Raw genomic sequence first — 16,110 nt, forward strand, 5'->3', positions numbered from 1 at the left:
GTTGTCATCTCGACCGGAGGGAGAGATGACAGCTGCAGCACCCTACGCCCGCAGCGCGCACTCGTAGAATGGTGACGGCAGGCAACCTGGGGAAGGCAGTGCAGCAGGCAACGGACGTCCTGATCATCGGCGGCGGCCACAACGGCCTGGTGTGCGCGGCCTACCTGGCCGCGGCCGGATTGAAGGTCACGGTGCTCGAACGACGTGGCGTGGTCGGTGGCGCGGCGGTGACCGAGGAATTCCACCCGGGCTTCCGCAACTCCACCGCCAGCTACACCGTCAGCCTGCTCAACCCGAAGGTGATCCGCGAACTGCGCCTGGCGCAGCACGGCCTGCGGGTGGTGGAGCGCCCGTTCGCCAACTTCCTGCCGCTGCCCGGCGGCCGCGCGTTCCGCCTGGGCGACGGCCACACCGCCGCATCGCTGCGGGCCTCGTCGGCGCGCGACATCGAGCGGCTCGTCGATTACGGCGCGATGCTCGATCGGATCGTGGTCGTGCTGCGCGAACTCATGCAGCGTACGCCGCCCAACGTCGGCGACCGGCTCTCGCTGGGCGACTGGCTGGCCTCGTACGACGTGGCCAGGCGCCTCGGGCACCTGGACCTGCGCGGCCGCCGCGACCTGCTCGACCTGTTCACCAAATCCGCCGGCGAACTGCTCGACCACTGGTTCGAATCCGAACCACTGAAGGCCGCGCTGGGCTGGGATTCGGTGGTCGGCAACTTCGCCAGCCCGTATACGCCCGGCAGCGCATACGTGCTGCTGCACCACGTGTTCGGCGAAACCAACGGCAAGCCCGGCGTGTGGGGGCATGCGATCGGCGGCATGGGCGCGATCACGCAGGCGATCGCGGCCGAGTGCGCGGCGCGTGGCGTGCAGGTGCACAGCGGCCAGGCCGTGGAGCGCGTGCTGGTGGAGCGCGGCCGCGCGGTCGGCGTGGCGCTGGCCGACGGCCGCGAACTGCGCGCCGGCACGGTGGTGTCCAACCTCAACCCGAAGCTGCTGTACACGCGGCTGGTCGCGCGCGAGCACCTCGACGACGACACCGCGCAGCGCATCGCCCGCTATCGCTGCGGTTCGGGCACGTTCCGCATGAACGTCGCGCTGTCGGAGCTGCCCGACTTTATCGCTGCGCCCGGCACGCAGCTGCAGCCGCACCACCAGAGCGGGATCCTGGTCGGCCCATCGCTGCAGTATTTCGAGAACGCCTATTTCGACGCGAAATCGAAGTCGCACAACCCGGGCTGGGCGCGCGCGCCGATCGTCGAACTGGTGATCTCGTCCACGCTCGACGACACGCTGGCGCCACCCGGGCAGCACGTCGCGAGCCTGTTCTGCCAGCACGTGCATCCCGAGGTCGACGGCGGCTGGGACGCGCACCGCGACACCGTGGCCAGGCTGATGATCGACACCGTCGACGCAGTTGCCCCCAACTTCGCCCGCAGCGTGCTGGGCTGGCACGCGCTGTCGCCGCTGGACCTGGAGCGTGAGTTCGGCCTGGTCGGCGGCGACATCTTCCATGGCGCGCTCGGGCTGGACCAGATGTTCAGCGCCCGCCCGCTGCTGGGGCAGGGCAACTATCGCGGCGCGTTGCCGGGCCTGTACCTGTGCGGCTCGGGCACGCATCCAGGCGGCGGCGTCACCGGCCTGCCAGGGCGCAATGCCGCACGCGAAATCCTGCGCGACCTGCGGCGCGGACCGCGTCCGGAGTGAAATTTCCGCCGTTGCCGCCACCGTCCGGGCGCGCGCGCCGCTTGGGGGACAGGGGCGACAGAGCGGCAATACCGCATGGTTGCGCGGTTGTAAACGTTACCAGCGCGCTTCGCCTGTGGTGCACCCGCGCACCGCGTTACTAAACCCGGCGGTATCGTTTTGCGGTGCAGCGTGCAAGCGTCCTAACGAATCGTTCACGATGGCCCCGCACCCGACGTGGGGGAGGGAGCAAAGCCCGCTGGCAGGCAACTGCCAGCGGGCTTTTTATTTGTTCTTCTCCCATTTGAGGGGAGTCGGCCGCATTGCAGGCGACTGGATCAGGCCTGCGGCCGGGGCCGTTCCGGGCCGGGGGTTGCTTCTCGGCTCGGTCAGCCATTCATGGCTGACTCGCCGCCGCAACCCAGCCCGAAACGACCATCGCCCAGTCGACAGGGCGCGGCGTCTACTCGAGCCCGCGCGAGGGGTCCAGCAACCGTGACCGCCTTCCCCCTCGATTGGGAGAAGAATCCTTTTTAATTGTTCTGAGCTTCAACTGCCGTCGTTCCTGCGAACGCATTGAATCCATGCTTCGTCCGGCAACGTCAAAACGGATGACCAGCCTTTCAGGCTGTTGTAAAGCGCTTCCGGCTTGCGCCGGGATGACGAACTTGTCGTCCGCGGGATGATGGCTTTGTCCGCCGGAGTGACGAGCTTCCTTGGCAGGATGCCGGGCTGCTCCGCAGGCCTGCGGCAGGGACTGCTTCCCCCACGTCCCTGGCGATGACATGCCGACGATGGCGACGCCGCTATGTCCAGTTCGCCGAACAGGATCAAAACGACAGGGCGCCTCATCGCGGTCCTCCTGCCACAATCGCCGCATGGATGACGCACGCTCCCAGTCCGATGCGATAGCCGACCGCGCGCTTGCGCGCTTCCCTGCGCTGGCCGATGACGGCACGCTGCGTGAACGCCTGTGGCGCGTTGCGATGGCCAGCGACTTCGCGGTCGACGTGCTGGTGCAGCAGCCGGCGCTGCTGGCGCAGCTGGCCCAGGACGACGGCGCGCAGCCGCTGCCGCAGCCGGTGCTCGAAGCGGAGCGTCGCGACGACTGGCCGCGGCTGCTGCGGCGCTATCGCCGTGCCGAATCCACGCGCCTGGTCTGGCGCGACGTGCTCGGATTGGACGATGTCGACACCACCCTCGTCGGCACCACGCGCCTGGCCGAAGACTGCCTGGCCCTTGCCCTGGAGGCGCTCGAGCGCGACTTCGCCAGCCGCCATGGCGTGGTCCGCGATAGCGAGGCCCAGCTTGTGCGCTTGGTCGTGTTCGGCATGGGCAAGCTGGGCGGCAGCGAGCTCAACTTCAGCTCCGACATCGATCTGGTTTACGCCTACGAACACGGCGGCGAGAGCGATGGCGGCCGCCCGCTGGCCGCCGAGGATTATTTCGCGCGCCTCGGCCAGCAGCTGGGCAGGCTGCTCGACGAGGTCACCGTCGACGGCTTCTGCCACCGCGTCGACCTGCGGCTGCGTCCTTTCGGCAACGCGGGCCGGGTTGCGATGAGCTTTGCGGCGCTGGAGATGTACTTCCAGCGCGAGGGCCGTGACTGGGAACGCTACGCCTGGCAGAAGGCGCGTCCGGTGGCCGGCGATCTGGAGGCGGGACACCGGTTCCTGGACACGCTGCGTCCCTTCGTCTACCGGCGCTACCTCGACTTCGGCGCGCTCGACGGCCTGCGCGGGATGAAGTCGATGATTGCGGCCGAGGTCGCGCGCAAGGAGCTGGCCGACGACGTCAAGCGCGGCCCGGGCGGCATCCGCGAGATCGAGTTCCTCGCCCAGGCCCTGCAGCTGATCCGCGGTGGTCGCGAGCCTTCGCTGCAGCAGCCGCGGCTGTTGCCGGCGCTGGCGGCGCTGCGCGAGGCTGGCCAGGTCAGCGAGGACACCGCCGCCTGCCTCGCCGACGACTACCGCTTCCTGCGCCGGCTGGAGAACCGGCTGCAGATGCTGCGCGATGAGCAGACCCATGTGCTGCCGGCCGCCGCGGTCGATCGCGACCGGCTTGCGCGCGGTCTCGGCCACGCGCACTGGGACGAACTGTTCGTGGAGATCGAGCGACGCCGCGAACGCGTCTCCAACGAGTTCGACGCGCTGCTCTCCCAGCGCGGCCGACAGCCGGCCGTGGATCACGACATCGCCGCGTACTGGCGTGCGCTGCCCGAGGCCAGCGACTCGGCGGTGCTGGCGCAGGCCGGGTTCGGCGATGCCGCGAACGTGGACGCGGCCCTGCGCGATTTCGCGCGCTCGCCCAGCGTGCGCGAGCTGTCCGACGCCACGCGTGCGCGGCTCGATCGGGTGATGCCGGTGCTGCTGCAGGCGTCGGTGCCGGCCACGCAGCCGCTGCAGGCGATCCGGCGCCTGCTCGCCCTGCTGCACAACATCCTGCGGCGCGCCAGCTACCTCGCCCTGCTCGACGAGCATCCGCCGGCGCTGGCGCGGGTGGTGGACCTGGTCACGCGCAGCGCGTTGCTGGCCGAGCGGCTGGCCGCGCATCCGCTGCTGCTCGACGAACTGCTCGATGCCCGCGCTGAAGGCCCGCTTCCGAGGCGCGAGCTGTTCGCCGAAGCCTGTGGCCCGGCGCAGGAGGACGACACCGAATCGGCGCTGTTCGCGCTCAACGAAATCCGCCAGCAGCTCAGCTTCCGCATCGCGCTGGCCACGCTCGACCGGCGCCAGCCCGCGCAGGACAGCACCCGCCAGCTGGCCTGGCTGGCCGACGGCCTGGTCGAGGCCGTGCTGGCGCTTGCGCGGCGCGAGCTCGAGACCGCGCATGGCGGCGTCGCGGGCGGCGGCTTCGCCGTGCTCGGCTACGGCAGCCTCGGCGGTGAGGAGCTGGGCTTCGGCTCCGACCTCGACCTGGTGTTCCTGTATGACGCACCCGCCGATGCGCAGTCCGATGGGCCGCGTCCGCTGGATGCGCCGCGCTGGTTCGCGCGGCTGGCGCAGAAGATCGTGGCCCTGCTCGGTGCGGTCACCGGCGCCGGGCGGCTGTACGACATCGACGTGCGCCTGCGCCCGGACGGCGGCAAGGGCCTGCTGGTCTCGACCCTGTCCAGCTATGGCGACTACCAGCGCGAACGCGCGTGGACCTGGGAGCACCAGGCACTGGTGCGCGCACGCTGCGTGGCCGGTGATCCCGAACTTGCGGCGGCGTTCGAAAGCGTGCGTGCCGCCACCCTGGCGCGGGTGCGCGAGCAGGAGGTTCTGCGTGCGGACGTGGTTTCGATGCGCGCGCGCATGCGCGCCGAACTCGACCGCGGCGGCGATGGCCTGTTCGACCTCAAGCAGGGCGAAGGCGGGCTGGTCGACCTGGAATTCCTGCTGCAGTACCTGGTGCTGCGCGAGGCCCACGCCCATCCGGCCCTGCTGGCACCGCGTGCGACGCCGCTGCTGGTGGACGCGCTGGCGCAGGCCGGCGTGCTGGACGCGCAGGGCGCAGCGGCGCTGTGCGATGCGCACGCGCTGTTCGTGGCAGCCGGACTGGACTGCACGCTCGACCGGCGCACCCGGATCGTGCCGGTGGATGCCGCACTCGAGGCTGCGCGCGACGCCATCCGCGTGGCCTGGCGGCAACATGGCTTGGAAGAGCAATCGGGCGCGGAAGGCTGAGTCCGCAGCTTGGAGTCGAGGACCAACCAGCTTCGTCGTCCTGAGGCAACGCTAAAAAACTGCGGTTTGTCGTTCCGAACGCAGTGAGAAGCGCTTTACAACGGCGAAGCCGGTCAATCCCCAAAAATCAGAAGCCTAGATTTCTCGCTACGCTCGAAATGACAATTTTTCAGCGTCGCCTTGAAGCGACTCTCCTGCGCTCGAGTGACCGACGGACACGCCACGCTGGCCGCGCGACCGGCGCGGTATAGTGCGCCGCTGCATCGACGGGGACGAACACGATGGCCGAAGGCGGGCTGCAGTTGCTGGATACGATCGAGCGCGAAACCGGCGCCGATCCCGCGTGGAGCGTGCTGTGGCTGCACGGTCTTGGCGCCGACGGCAACGACTTCGTGTCGATCCTGCCGGAGCTGGTGCGAGGCGACTGGCCGGCGATGCGCTTCGTGTTCCCGCATGCGCCGGTGCGCGCGGTGACGATCAACAACGGCGCGCGCATGCGCGCCTGGTACGACATCCGCGACTTCGACCTGGCCAACCGCGCCGACGAAACCGGCGTGACCGAGTCCATCGCCCAGGTCACGGCGCTGATCGACCGCGAGATCGCGCGCGGCATTCCTGCCTCACGCATCTTCCTGGCGGGTTTCTCGCAGGGTGGCGCGATCACCCTCGCCGCGGGCCTGCGCCGCAGCGAGCCGCTGGCCGGGCTGGTTGGCCTGTCGACCTACCTGCCCGGCGCCGCCAGCGCCGCTGCGGCCCTGGTCGAAGCGGCGAAGGCGCAGCCGCTGTTCATGGCCCACGGCACCGCCGATCCGGTCGTGCCCTTTGCCGCAGGCGAGCAGAGCGCGGCGTGGATGCGCCAGCACGGCTTCGAGGTCGCCTTCCATCGCTACCCGATGCCGCACTCGGTGTGCATCGAAGAGATCCGCGACCTCGGCGACTGGATCGGCAACAGGCTCGCGGCCGGCTGAGCCACGGGTTTGGCCGTTGGCTGGGCTGCGGCTACCATGCGGTGACACGTTCCCAGGACTGGATGCCCCGGTGAAAATCGTGATTGCCGACGACGAACCCCTCGCCCGCGAGCGCCTGCGCATGCTGCTGGCCGCACTGGCCGACGTCGAGGTGGTGGCCGAAGTCGGTGACGGGCACCAGACCCTGCACGCCTGCGCCGCGCACGATCCGGACCTGGTCCTGCTCGATATCGCCATGCCCGGCATCGACGGGCTCGAGGTGGCGCGACACCTGCAGGCGTTCGAGCCACGCCCGGTGGTGGTGTTCTGCACCGCCTACGATGCGCACGCGCTGTCGGCCTTCGATGCCGAAGCGGCCGACTACCTGGTCAAGCCGGTGCGCGCCGAACGCCTGGCGTCGGCGCTGCAGCGCGCGCGCATGCTCACCGCCGGGCGCCACGGCACGAACGGCGCCGACATCGACACAGTCGGTGCGCGTCGCACCCACCTGTGCGCGCGGCTGCGCGGCAGCCTGCGGCTGATCCCGGTGGAGGACGTGCGTTACCTGCAGGCCGAAGAGAAATACGTCGTGGTCCACCACGCGCGCGGCGAGGACCTGATCGAGGAATCGCTGAAGTCGCTGGAGGACGAGTTCGGCGACCGCTTCGTGCGCATCCACCGCAACTGCCTGGTGGCGCGCCATGAGCTGGTCGAGCTGCGGCGCGGGCTGGACGGTCACGTCCATGCCATCCTGCGCCACGGCGACCGACCGCTCGAGGTCAGCCGGCGCTGCGTGGCGCAGCTGCGCGACACGATCCGCAACCTGTAGGCGTTCCGGCGGCGCCAGGACACGGCTCGCCGCTGTGTGGTGCGACGGGGGATAATGCGCGCCATGGACCTGCTCCGCATCGCCACCCGCAAGAGCCCGCTTGCCCTGTGGCAGACCGAACACGTGGCCGCGCGCCTGCGCCAGGCGCATCCGGGCCTGGAGGTCGCGCTGGTGCCGCTGAGCACCCGCGGCGACGAAGTGCTCGACCGTTCGCTGGCCGCGATCGGCGGCAAGGGCCTGTTCCTCAAGGAGCTGGAAGTGGCGATGCAGCGCGGCGAAGCCGACTGCGCGGTGCATTCGCTCAAGGACGTGCCGATGGAGCTCGAACCGGGTTTCGTCCTGCCGGCGATCCTGGAGCGCGCCGATCCCTCCGATGCCTTCGTCAGCAACCGCTACCACGGCATCGACGACCTGCCCGAAGGCGCCTGCGTCGGCACCTCGTCGCTGCGGCGCCAGGCCCAGCTGCGCGCGCGCCGCCCCGACCTGCGCCTGCGCGACCTGCGCGGCAACGTCAACACGCGCCTGGGCCGGCTGGATGCGGACGAATACGACGCGATCGTGCTGGCCTGCGCCGGCCTGCTGCGGCTCGGCCTGGACGCGCGCATCCGCTCCCGCCTGCTCGCGCCGCAGTGGCTGCCCGCGCCCGCGCAGGGCGCGATCGCGGTCGAGGGCCGCGACGACGACCCCGTCGTGCAGCGACTGCTGTCCGTCCTCGATGACGCGCCGACGCGGCGCTGCGTCGAAGCCGAGCGCGCCATGAACCGGGCCCTGCACGGCAGCTGCCACGTCCCGGTAGCGGCGTTTGCCGAGAAGATCGACGGAGACCGGCTGCAGCTGCAGGGCATGGTCGGCGACGCCGCGACCGGCCGCATCCTGCGCGCGCAGGCCAGTGGCGACGATCCCGGCGCGCTGGGCGAGCAAGTCGCCCGCCGCCTGCTCGCCGACGGCGCCGGCGCCCTGCTGGCGCCACACACCTGATTTATTCAATCCTGGCTGAAGCCTCCGCTCCAGTAGGAGCGGCTTCAGCCGCGACCGCCAACAAAGCGCCCGGATCCCCCCGGCACCGCCCCAGCCCTAGAACGCGTACCGAAACCGCACCGACCCCTCCCGGTCGGTATGCCCCTGGCCGCCATTGCCCGCGGTGTCGTGGCGCAGCTCGAAATCGCCCAGCAGCGACCACTGCGGGGCCAGGTCCAGGTCCACGCCGATGGTCTGGCGCAGGTAGGCGTTCTCGCGTCCGCGCTCGACCCGGACCTGCTGGTTCAATGAACCGAACTCCCCCAGCCGCTGCGACAGACGCAGTTGCCCCATCGCCACCGGTCCCTGCGCGGCGGTGCCGTAGTTGGCGTAGGGCTGCAGGCGGTAGCCCGTGCCGAGCTCCAGCTGCACGCGGGTCTGCGAATTGCGCACCGCTTCCATCCCGTAGCGCGCATCGACCAGGGCCGCGCCGCCGCTGGAATCGAACCAGTCGCGGCGCGAAGCAGGCGAGTGCAGGCCGATGAAGCGGCGCGTGGCCAGGCGCGGCAGCCGCTGCGGCCTGATCGCCTCGAATGCGCCGGGCGCCTGCGCCCGCTCCAGCGTACGAGCGGGGCGGCTCGCCTGCTGCCACTCGGCGTCGGGACAGACCAGGCGCAGGCAGGGTTGGCGCAGCGACACCCGCCCGGAGGCGACCGCCAGCGCCGCCGGCTGGCCTGGCGCTTCGGGCAGGGGTTGCATGAACACGGGCAGGCCGACCACGGCCAGCCACCAGCTGGCGAGCATCCAGGTTCTCCACGGATGGAAACGATTACCCGCCCATTGTCCGCAAGCTGCGCCTCATATTCCTGAATAAAGCGTCACCCGCGCCGCGTGGAGACGCTCAGAACGGGAAAAAGCGCGGAATCAGCAGGATCGCCGCGGTGCAGAACACGATGTTCAGCGGCAGGCCCATGCGCACGAAATCCGAGAACCGGTATCCGCCGGCGGTGAAGACCATGGTGTTGGTCTGGTAGCTGATCGGCGTGGCGAAGCTGGTCGAGGCGGCGAAGGCCACGGCCACCAGCAGCGGCTTGGGGTCGATGCCCATCGACTCGGCGGCGGCCAGCGCGATCGGCACCACCAGCACGGCCGAGGCGTTGTTGCTCATGAACTCGGTGGCGATCGAGGTCATCAGGTAGATCGCGGCCAGCGCCGCCAGCGGCCCGAAGCCGCCCAGGCTGCTGATCATGAAGTCGGCCGCCAGGGTGGCGCCGCCGGACTTCTGCAGGGCGATGCCCAGCGGCAGGATCCCGGCCAGCAGCAAGATCACCCGCCAGTCGATCGCGCGGTAGGCCTCGTCGGGTTCGATCAGGCCCGACACCAGCAGCGTCGCGCAGCCCAGCAGCGCCGCTTCCACGATCGACATCCAGCCCAGCGCCGCGACCAGGATCGTGGACACCATCACCAGCACCGACAGCGTCGCGCGCAGCACGTCGACCTTGGCCTGCTTGCGCGCGCCGAGCACGATCATGCCCTTGTCGGCGCGCAGGTCGTCGATCGCCTTTTCCGGGGCGTCCAGCAACAGCACGTCGCCGAGGTTGAGCTGCACCTGGTCGAGCGGCCTGCGCACATCCAGCAGGCGCCGGTGGATGCCGTGCACCCGCGCCCGGTACATGTGGCCGAAGCGCATGCCCGCCAGCGTATGCCCGATCAGGTGCGAGCCCGGCGACACCATGACCTCGACCTGAACCCGCTCGGCGTTGATGTCGCCGTCCAGGTCACGCGCGACGTGGTCGAACTTCAGTTTGCGCGCCTTGCGCACCGCGCCGATGCGCTTCCACTCGCCACGCAGCAGCAGCCGGTCGCCGGCCCGCACCTCGGCCTCGCCGCCATAGACCGGACGGCCGTTGCGCAGGATCTCCAGCACCACCACGTCATCGATGCTCTCCGGCACCACCTGGCTGCGGCGCAATCCGATCGCGCTCGACTCTTCGGGCACCAGCAGCTCGGCGACGTAACGGCCGACGTGCTCGTGCTCTTCGGTGCCGGGCACGCCGCGGTCGGGCAGCAGCCAGCGTCCGACCGTCATCAGGTACAGCATGCAGATGCCGACGAAGACGATGCCCAGCGGCGCGAACTCGAACAGGGTGAAGCCCACGCCGATCGCGTCGCGCGCCATCGCGTCGACCAACAGGTTGGTCGACGTGCCGATCAGGGTGCAGACGCCCGCGGCCTGCGACATGTACGACAGCGGGATCAGGAACTTCGAGGGTGCCCAGCGGTTGGCGGTGCTGGCCGCCAGCACCAGTGGCAGGAACACCGCCACGGTGGCGGTGTTGTTGACGAACGCCGCCACGCACGAGACCAGCACCAGCATCACCAGCAGGAACAGCCACTGCGAGCGGATCCGCGACAGCACCTCGCCGATCGCCGCCACCGCGCCGTTGCGCTGCAGCGCCGCGCTCAGCACGAACATCGCCGCGACCATGATCGTGGCCTGGCTGCTGAAGCCCGACAGGCCCTCGGGAACCGTGAGTACCCCGGTCACCACCAGCGCGGTCATCACCAGCAGCGCGACCACGTCCACGCGCAGCCGTTCGGTGACGAACAGGTAGATCGCGCCGACCAGGATCGCCAGCGTCAGCCACAGGGCCATGCGCTCTCCCTGTGGACGCGCGCAAGGACCGCACGGATGCCCGTGCGCGTCGTGTGCGCCAGTGGTGGTCTGGTTGTCCTGCAGGCCATGTCCGGCCGCGTTCCCCGCAAAATTCGCCGCACATGGTGCGGCCCGTGCCCCGATGCTGCAAATCCGGGTTGGCCCCCGGACGGGTCCCGGCCCGGCGCCAAGCGGCGTCGGACAGCGCATAATCGCCCGCATGGACCGATACGAACGCATCCTGTCCCTGCACCGCATCCTCAAGACATCGCGCTATCCGGTGACGGTTGCGCGCCTGCAGGAGGAGCTCGAATGCTCCCGCGCCACCGTCTACCGCGACCTCGCCTTCCTGCGTGACGCGCTGATGGCCCCGGTGGCCGGCGACGGCGAGGCCGGCTTCCGCTACGACAGCGAGGAAGGCGGCCGCTTCGAGCTGCCGGGCCTGTGGCTCAATTCCGACGAGCTGCACGCGCTGCTGGCTGCCCAGCAGCTGCTCTCGCGCAGCAGCGGCGGCATCCTGTCCAGCGCGCTGGCGCCGCTGCAGTCCCGCATCGACAAGCTGCTCGACGAGCATTCGACCGGCAAGCACTGGCCGGTCGAGCGCGTACGCGTGATCCCGCACCGCGGGCGGCGCATGGACGAGCACGTGTTCCGCAACGTCTGTTCGGCGGTGCTGCAGCGCAGGCAGCTGTCGTTCGACTACCGCGCGCGCTCCACCGACGAGAAGACCCGGCGCACCGTCTCGCCGCAGCGCATCACCCACTACCGCGACAACTGGTACATGGATGCCTGGGACCAGGAGCGCGAGGCGCTGCGCAGCTTTTCGGTCGACCGCATCGCCACCGCGCGCGTGCTCGACGCCGAGGCCCGCGACATCGACGAGGCCGCGCTCGACACCCACCTGGCCGGCAGCTACGGCATCTTCTCCGGCCCGGCCAAGGGCGTGGCGACGATCATGTTCAGCGCCAAGGCCGCGCGCTGGGTGGCCGACGAACACTGGCATTCGCAGCAGCAGGGGCGCCTGCTGCCGGACGGGCGCTACGAGCTCAAGCTGCCCTACAGCGCCTCGCGCGAACTGCTGATGGACGTGCTGCACTACGGCGCCGACGCCGAGATCATGGCGCCGCCGGCATTGCGCGAACAGGCCAAGTCGCTGCTGCAGCTGGCGCTGTCGAATTACGAACGGTGATGTCGGCAGTCCCTGCAGCTGGCGCGCCCGCGCAGGCCGGGCGCGAGCGCATCGCGCTGGCGCTGGGCGCGGGCGGCGCGCGCGGGCTGGCGCAGATCGGCGTGATCGAGGTGCTGGAGGAGCGCGGCTTGGTCATCGACGCGGTGTCCGGCTCGTCCAGCGGCGCGCTGGTGGGCGGCATCTTCGCGGCCGGCAGGCTGCGTGCATTCGACGAGCGCCTGCGCAGCATGTCGCGCATCGATTTCCTGCGTCTGCTCGACCCGGGCTGGCGCCGTTCGGGCGTGCTGCGCGGTCAGCGCCTGGTCGACACCATGCGCCAGGTGGTGGGCGACCCGCTGATCGAGACGCTGCCGGTGGAGTTCACCGCGGTCGCGGTCGACCTGGAACGCCAGCGCGAGGTGTGGATTCGCGAGGGCCGGCTGTGGGACGCGCTGCGCGCCTCGTTCGCGATCCCGGGACTGTTCACGCCGCACCGGATCAACGGCCGCGCCCTGGTCGACGGCGGCCTGCTGGCGCCGCTGCCGATCACGGCGACCCGGCTGTCGGATGCGCACCGGCTGGTCGCGGTCGACATGCACGGCTGGCCCAAGCGCCCGCCGGGCGAGCCGGCGCAGCCGCAGGCCGGAGCCGATGGTTCGACCATCACCGCGCGCGTTGGCGATTGGCTGGAGCGCGCGGTCTCGGGTGACACCTCGGGCGACGCACTGCGCATGGGCCTGCCGGAGATCATGGCGCGCTCGCTGGATACGATGCAGGCGCAGATCGCGCGCGTGCAGCTGGCGCTGGATCCACCGGAGCTGCTGATCCGCATCCCGCGCGATGTCTGCCAGTTCTACGAGTTCTGGCGCGCGGGCGAAGTGATCGACGTGGGCCGCGCGGTGGCGACCCGGGCGCTGGACGCGGCCGGCTACTGAGGCCCGGTCCCGGCGGCGGCCGCATCCACCCCGGCACGGTCGCAGCCCCTGAGATGTGCCCGCGGGAAGCTGCGCTCCACCCCTGGAGCCACCGCCATGACCGCATCCCCAATGCCGCGCAGGACCACCGCCGATCCGCTGCGCAGCGTCGAAGCGGCGCTGCTGGGCACGCTGTTCCTCGGCCTGGTCGCCATGCTGTCGCTGCCCGCTGCCATCGCAGGTCCAGGCTGGATACCGCTATGGCTGGTGGCCGCGCCGGCCGCGGCGCTGGTCACCTCCTTCGCGCTGCGTCTGCGGCGGCGCGATGGCGCCCATGCCCACATCGCGCCAACCGTCGTGCCGCGACGCCGCTCTGCCATGGCGGTGGCCACGCGGCGGCGTGGCGTCCATCCGCGGCGTGCGGGGCGACTGCTGGCGGCCTTCGTGCTGCGCTGAGCAACTTCGTGCGGATGGGACCAGGAACGTCCCCCGCCTCAGCGCAGGACCAGCGGCGCCTCCCCGCCGACGATCACGACGTCAGCGCCGCGTCGCGCGAACAGGCCGACGCAGACCACGCCCGGGATCTGGTTGAGCTCGCGCTCGAGCGCGACCGGATCGGTGATGCGCAGGTTGTGGATGTCGAGCACGGCGTTGCCGTTGTCGGTGACCACGCCCTCGCGCCACACCGGCTGGCCGCCGGTCTGCGCCAGGATCTCGCGCGCCACCAGGCTGCGCGCCATCGGGATCACCTCGACCGGCAGCGGGAAGCGGCCGAGCACGTCGACCTGCTTGGCCGCATCGATGATGCAGACGAAGCGCGCGCTGGCCTCGGCGATGATCTTCTCGCGCGTGAGCGCCGCGCCGCCGCCCTTGATCAGCCGCCCCTGCGGGTCGCATTCGTCGGCGCCGTCGACGTACAACTGCAGCGGCCCGGTGGTGTTGAGCTCGAGCACCTCGATGCCGAGGCCACGCAGCTGCCGCGTGCTCTGCTCCGAGCTCGACACCGCGCCGGCAATGCGGTGGCGGATCCTGCCCAGCGCATCGATGAAGCAGGCCACGGTCGAGCCGGTGCCGACGCCGACGATCATGCCGTCCTCGACGAATTCAATGGCCTTTTCGCCGGCCAGGCGCTTGTGTTCGGACATGTGTTTGCTGAACCGTGAATAGGAAATCAGGAATCGGAAGTGTGCGTCGGGAATGAAACTGTCATCCCGACCGCAGGGATAGATCTGCGTCCGGATCGCGCCGCAATCCGCGCCAGCGATCCAAGTGGCAATGAGCGTCGGCGGGCCCTACTCCAGCGACAGCAGCAGCTTCCACTGCGCCGCCGTCACCGGCAGCACCGACAGTCGCGAACCCTTGCGGATCAGCGCGAACTCCTCGCCAAGCCCTTCGGCGTGCGCGCGGATCTCGTCAAGCGCGATCCCGCGCTCCAGTTTGCGCACGAAGCCCACGTCCACCAGGTCCCAGCGCGGCTGTTCGCGCGTGGCCTTTTCATCGAAGTACTTCGACTTCTTCTGGAACTGGGTCGGATCCGGATACGCCGTGCTCACCACTTCGGCAATGCCGTAGATGCCGGGCACGGCGGTATTGGAGTGGTAGAACAGCACGCCGTCGCCAAGCTGCATCTGGCGCATGAAGTTGCGCGCCTGGTAGTTGCGCACTCCGGTCCAGGGTTCGGTGCGCACGCGCTGGAGGTCGTCGATCGAGAAGTCCGAAGGCTCGGATTTCATCAGCCAGTAGCGTTTGCGGGGACTCATGGGCTCACCAGGAACGTATCGGATTCGGTGCAGACCGCGTCGAGCGGGATATCCCAGGCCGCGGCCATGATCGCGTCGGCCTGCTGCACGGAAAACGCGGCGCCGACCAGATGGGGCGGCGCAGGCTGGTCCACGCGCGCCGCGAAACTGCGATCGTACCAGCCACCGCCCATGCCCAGCCGGTGCCCGGCCGCGTCGAACGCGACCACCGGCGCGACCACGAGATCGAGCTGGTCCGGACGCAGCAATTCGGTGCCGGGCACGTCGGGTTCGGGGATGCCGTAGCGATTGGTCGACAGCGGCGCGCCTGGCTTCCAGGGCGCGAAACGCAGGGTGTCGTCGGCGTGCAGCACGGGCAGGCAGTACCGCACGGCGCGCGGCAGGCGCAGCTGCCAGGCGTGCAGCGCAATCTCGCCGTCCATCGCCCAGTAGCCGGCCACCGAGCCGGCCTGCGGCGCAAACGGCAGCGACAGCAGGCGCGCGGCAAGCGCGTCGGCTGCGGCAATGCGCGTCGTGGCGGGCAGGGTGCGTCGACGCGCGCGCATCTCGCGGCGCAGCGCGCCGCGGTCATCGTTCATGGGTGGGATCCGCGCAAGAGCATGCGCGCTATTGTGACCGCCGCTGCCGGGTCACTGGAAGCGGCGCCGCGACGGAGTCCGTGGCGGCGCGCGACCGGAATGAATACGTCCTCCGCCATGCCGATGCCTGCGAAACGACCTTGAACCCGGGGTTCAAGTGGGAGCGTTCGGTTTCCATCGGGCTTCCCGCTGCAAGGCGGACCTGCACTCCCGGATTCCTCGCGCCCCCGTGGTCGTAATTAAGGGACAAGGCGAATGTTGCGCATGCCGTCGATCACAGCAGAGGACGCAGACGCAGTATAGCCCGAGGGAAAAAGCTGCCAAGTCCGTTCGTCGGCAGGTGGGTCTCGCGGTTCATTTCGCGCATGCACAACGACGCAAGCGCATCCCGCGCTCAGCGCGCGTCGATCAGGTCGTCGAGCTTGCGCTGCAGGCCTTCGAGCAGCTCGGCCATCTCGCGGTCGCGCTGCGCGTTGTCCTCGTGGATCTGGTGCAGCTCATGCGCCAGGTTCAGCGCCGCGAGCACCGCGACGCGGTCGACCCCGGCCATGCGGTTGTTGCCGCGCACCTCGCGCATGCGCTCGTCGAGCACCTTTGCCGCGGCCACCAGGCTCTCGCGGCCGTCGGGCGGCACCCCCACCGTGTACTCGCGGTCGAGCAGGCGGACGTTGACCGCTTCGCTGGCGCCGCTCATGCGCGCGCGCTCACGTGTGCTGCTCCAGTGACTTGAGCCGGGCGATCATCGCCTCCACGCGCGAGCGTGCCTGCTCGTTCTTGGCCAGCAGCTGGGAGCGCTCGCCGGCGATCTGCTCGTGCTGCTGGCGCAGCGAACGGTTCTCCTCGGACAGCTTCTGCGCACGATCGACCAGCGCGTCGATGCGCGCGGTCAGGGCGCGAAGCTGGGCGATCACGTCCGGGCGGTCCATGGCCCGCACGATAGCA

Annotated in this window: 15 protein-coding genes and 1 other RNA gene; 8 read left to right on the forward strand and 8 right to left on the reverse strand. The window is 70.1% G+C overall.

Going from position 1 to position 16,110, the window contains the following annotated elements; translation table 11 throughout:
* Positions 1 to 98 precede the first annotated feature (98 nt).
* From ACW5DW_RS01690 to hemC, 5 genes are all read left to right on the forward strand, one after another.
* Positions 99 to 1,712 carry a phytoene desaturase family protein gene (locus tag ACW5DW_RS01690; protein WP_457016943.1) on the forward strand — a complete coding sequence of 538 codons (1,614 nt, stop codon included), beginning with the start codon at positions 99 to 101 and terminating at the stop codon, positions 1,710 to 1,712.
* Positions 1,713 to 2,569: 857 nt separating this feature from the next.
* The gene (glnE, locus tag ACW5DW_RS01695; RefSeq protein WP_457016944.1) at positions 2,570 to 5,359 is read left to right on the forward strand and encodes a bifunctional [glutamate--ammonia ligase]-adenylyl-L-tyrosine phosphorylase/[glutamate--ammonia-ligase] adenylyltransferase; all 2,790 of its coding nucleotides are present in this window, start codon (positions 2,570 to 2,572) and stop codon (positions 5,357 to 5,359) included.
* Positions 5,360 to 5,640: 281 nt separating this feature from the next.
* Entirely contained in the window at positions 5,641 to 6,327 is a 687-nt protein-coding gene (locus tag ACW5DW_RS01700) for an alpha/beta hydrolase (RefSeq protein ID WP_457016945.1), read from the forward strand.
* A gap of 70 nt (positions 6,328 to 6,397) precedes the next feature.
* Complete coding sequence (locus ACW5DW_RS01705) at positions 6,398 to 7,135, forward strand: LytR/AlgR family response regulator transcription factor (protein WP_457016947.1); 738 nt, start codon at positions 6,398 to 6,400, stop codon at positions 7,133 to 7,135.
* A gap of 63 nt (positions 7,136 to 7,198) precedes the next feature.
* Positions 7,199 to 8,113: a hydroxymethylbilane synthase gene (gene hemC, locus ACW5DW_RS01710; protein WP_457016948.1), complete on the forward strand. Its 915-nt coding sequence runs from the start codon at positions 7,199 to 7,201 to the stop codon at positions 8,111 to 8,113.
* Positions 8,114 to 8,209: 96 nt separating this feature from the next.
* Here the strand turns inward: hemC and ACW5DW_RS01715 are convergent, their stop codons facing one another.
* Positions 8,210 to 8,896 (reverse strand): DUF481 domain-containing protein, encoded by a 687-nt coding sequence (locus ACW5DW_RS01715; protein WP_457016950.1) that lies wholly within the window; start codon positions 8,894 to 8,896, stop codon positions 8,210 to 8,212.
* Positions 8,897 to 8,993: 97 nt separating this feature from the next.
* Positions 8,994 to 10,748 carry an SLC13 family permease gene (locus ACW5DW_RS01720; RefSeq protein ID WP_457016951.1) on the reverse strand — a complete coding sequence of 585 codons (1,755 nt, stop codon included), beginning with the start codon at positions 10,746 to 10,748 and terminating at the stop codon, positions 8,994 to 8,996.
* Between the two features lie 220 nt (positions 10,749 to 10,968).
* On the opposite strand from ACW5DW_RS01720, the gene ACW5DW_RS01725 reads away from it, so the two are divergent.
* From ACW5DW_RS01725 to ACW5DW_RS01735, 3 genes are all read left to right on the forward strand, one after another.
* The gene (locus tag ACW5DW_RS01725; protein WP_457016952.1) at positions 10,969 to 11,937 is read left to right on the forward strand and encodes a helix-turn-helix transcriptional regulator; all 969 of its coding nucleotides are present in this window, start codon (positions 10,969 to 10,971) and stop codon (positions 11,935 to 11,937) included.
* Positions 11,937 to 12,851, forward strand: a complete 915-nt coding sequence (locus ACW5DW_RS01730) for a patatin-like phospholipase family protein (protein ID WP_457016954.1) — start codon at positions 11,937 to 11,939, stop codon at positions 12,849 to 12,851. Before ACW5DW_RS01725 ends, ACW5DW_RS01730 begins: the two co-directional genes overlap by 1 nt.
* A 96-nt stretch (positions 12,852 to 12,947) precedes the next feature.
* Entirely contained in the window at positions 12,948 to 13,286 is a 339-nt protein-coding gene (locus ACW5DW_RS01735; protein ID WP_457016955.1) for a hypothetical protein, read from the forward strand.
* Positions 13,287 to 13,324: 38 nt separating this feature from the next.
* Here ACW5DW_RS01735 and rpiA read toward each other — a convergent pair whose 3' ends face one another.
* The 6 genes from rpiA to ACW5DW_RS01765 form a co-directional block, all read right to left on the reverse strand.
* Positions 13,325 to 13,975: a ribose-5-phosphate isomerase RpiA gene (rpiA, locus tag ACW5DW_RS01740; RefSeq protein WP_457016956.1), complete on the reverse strand. Its 651-nt coding sequence runs from the start codon at positions 13,973 to 13,975 to the stop codon at positions 13,325 to 13,327.
* A gap of 147 nt (positions 13,976 to 14,122) precedes the next feature.
* On the reverse strand, positions 14,123 to 14,590 hold the full coding sequence (locus ACW5DW_RS01745; protein ID WP_457016958.1) for an EVE domain-containing protein: 468 nt from the start codon (positions 14,588 to 14,590) through the stop codon (positions 14,123 to 14,125).
* Positions 14,587 to 15,168 (reverse strand): 5-formyltetrahydrofolate cyclo-ligase, encoded by a 582-nt coding sequence (locus ACW5DW_RS01750; RefSeq protein WP_457016960.1) that lies wholly within the window; start codon positions 15,166 to 15,168, stop codon positions 14,587 to 14,589. The genes ACW5DW_RS01745 and ACW5DW_RS01750 overlap by 4 nt, the downstream gene beginning before the upstream one ends.
* 105 nt (positions 15,169 to 15,273) lie before the next feature.
* A non-coding RNA gene (gene ssrS / locus ACW5DW_RS01755) (6S RNA) lies at positions 15,274 to 15,457 on the reverse strand.
* A gap of 105 nt (positions 15,458 to 15,562) precedes the next feature.
* Positions 15,563 to 15,862, reverse strand: coding sequence for a cell division protein ZapA (locus tag ACW5DW_RS01760; RefSeq protein WP_457016961.1), 300 nt, complete (start codon positions 15,860 to 15,862; stop codon positions 15,563 to 15,565).
* Between the two features lie 10 nt (positions 15,863 to 15,872).
* Positions 15,873 to 16,094, reverse strand: coding sequence for a TIGR02449 family protein (locus ACW5DW_RS01765; RefSeq protein WP_457016963.1), 222 nt, complete (start codon positions 16,092 to 16,094; stop codon positions 15,873 to 15,875).
* Between the last annotated feature and the right edge of the window lie 16 nt (positions 16,095 to 16,110).

The sequence above is a fragment of the Luteimonas sp. A482 genome, from assembly GCF_054072655.1.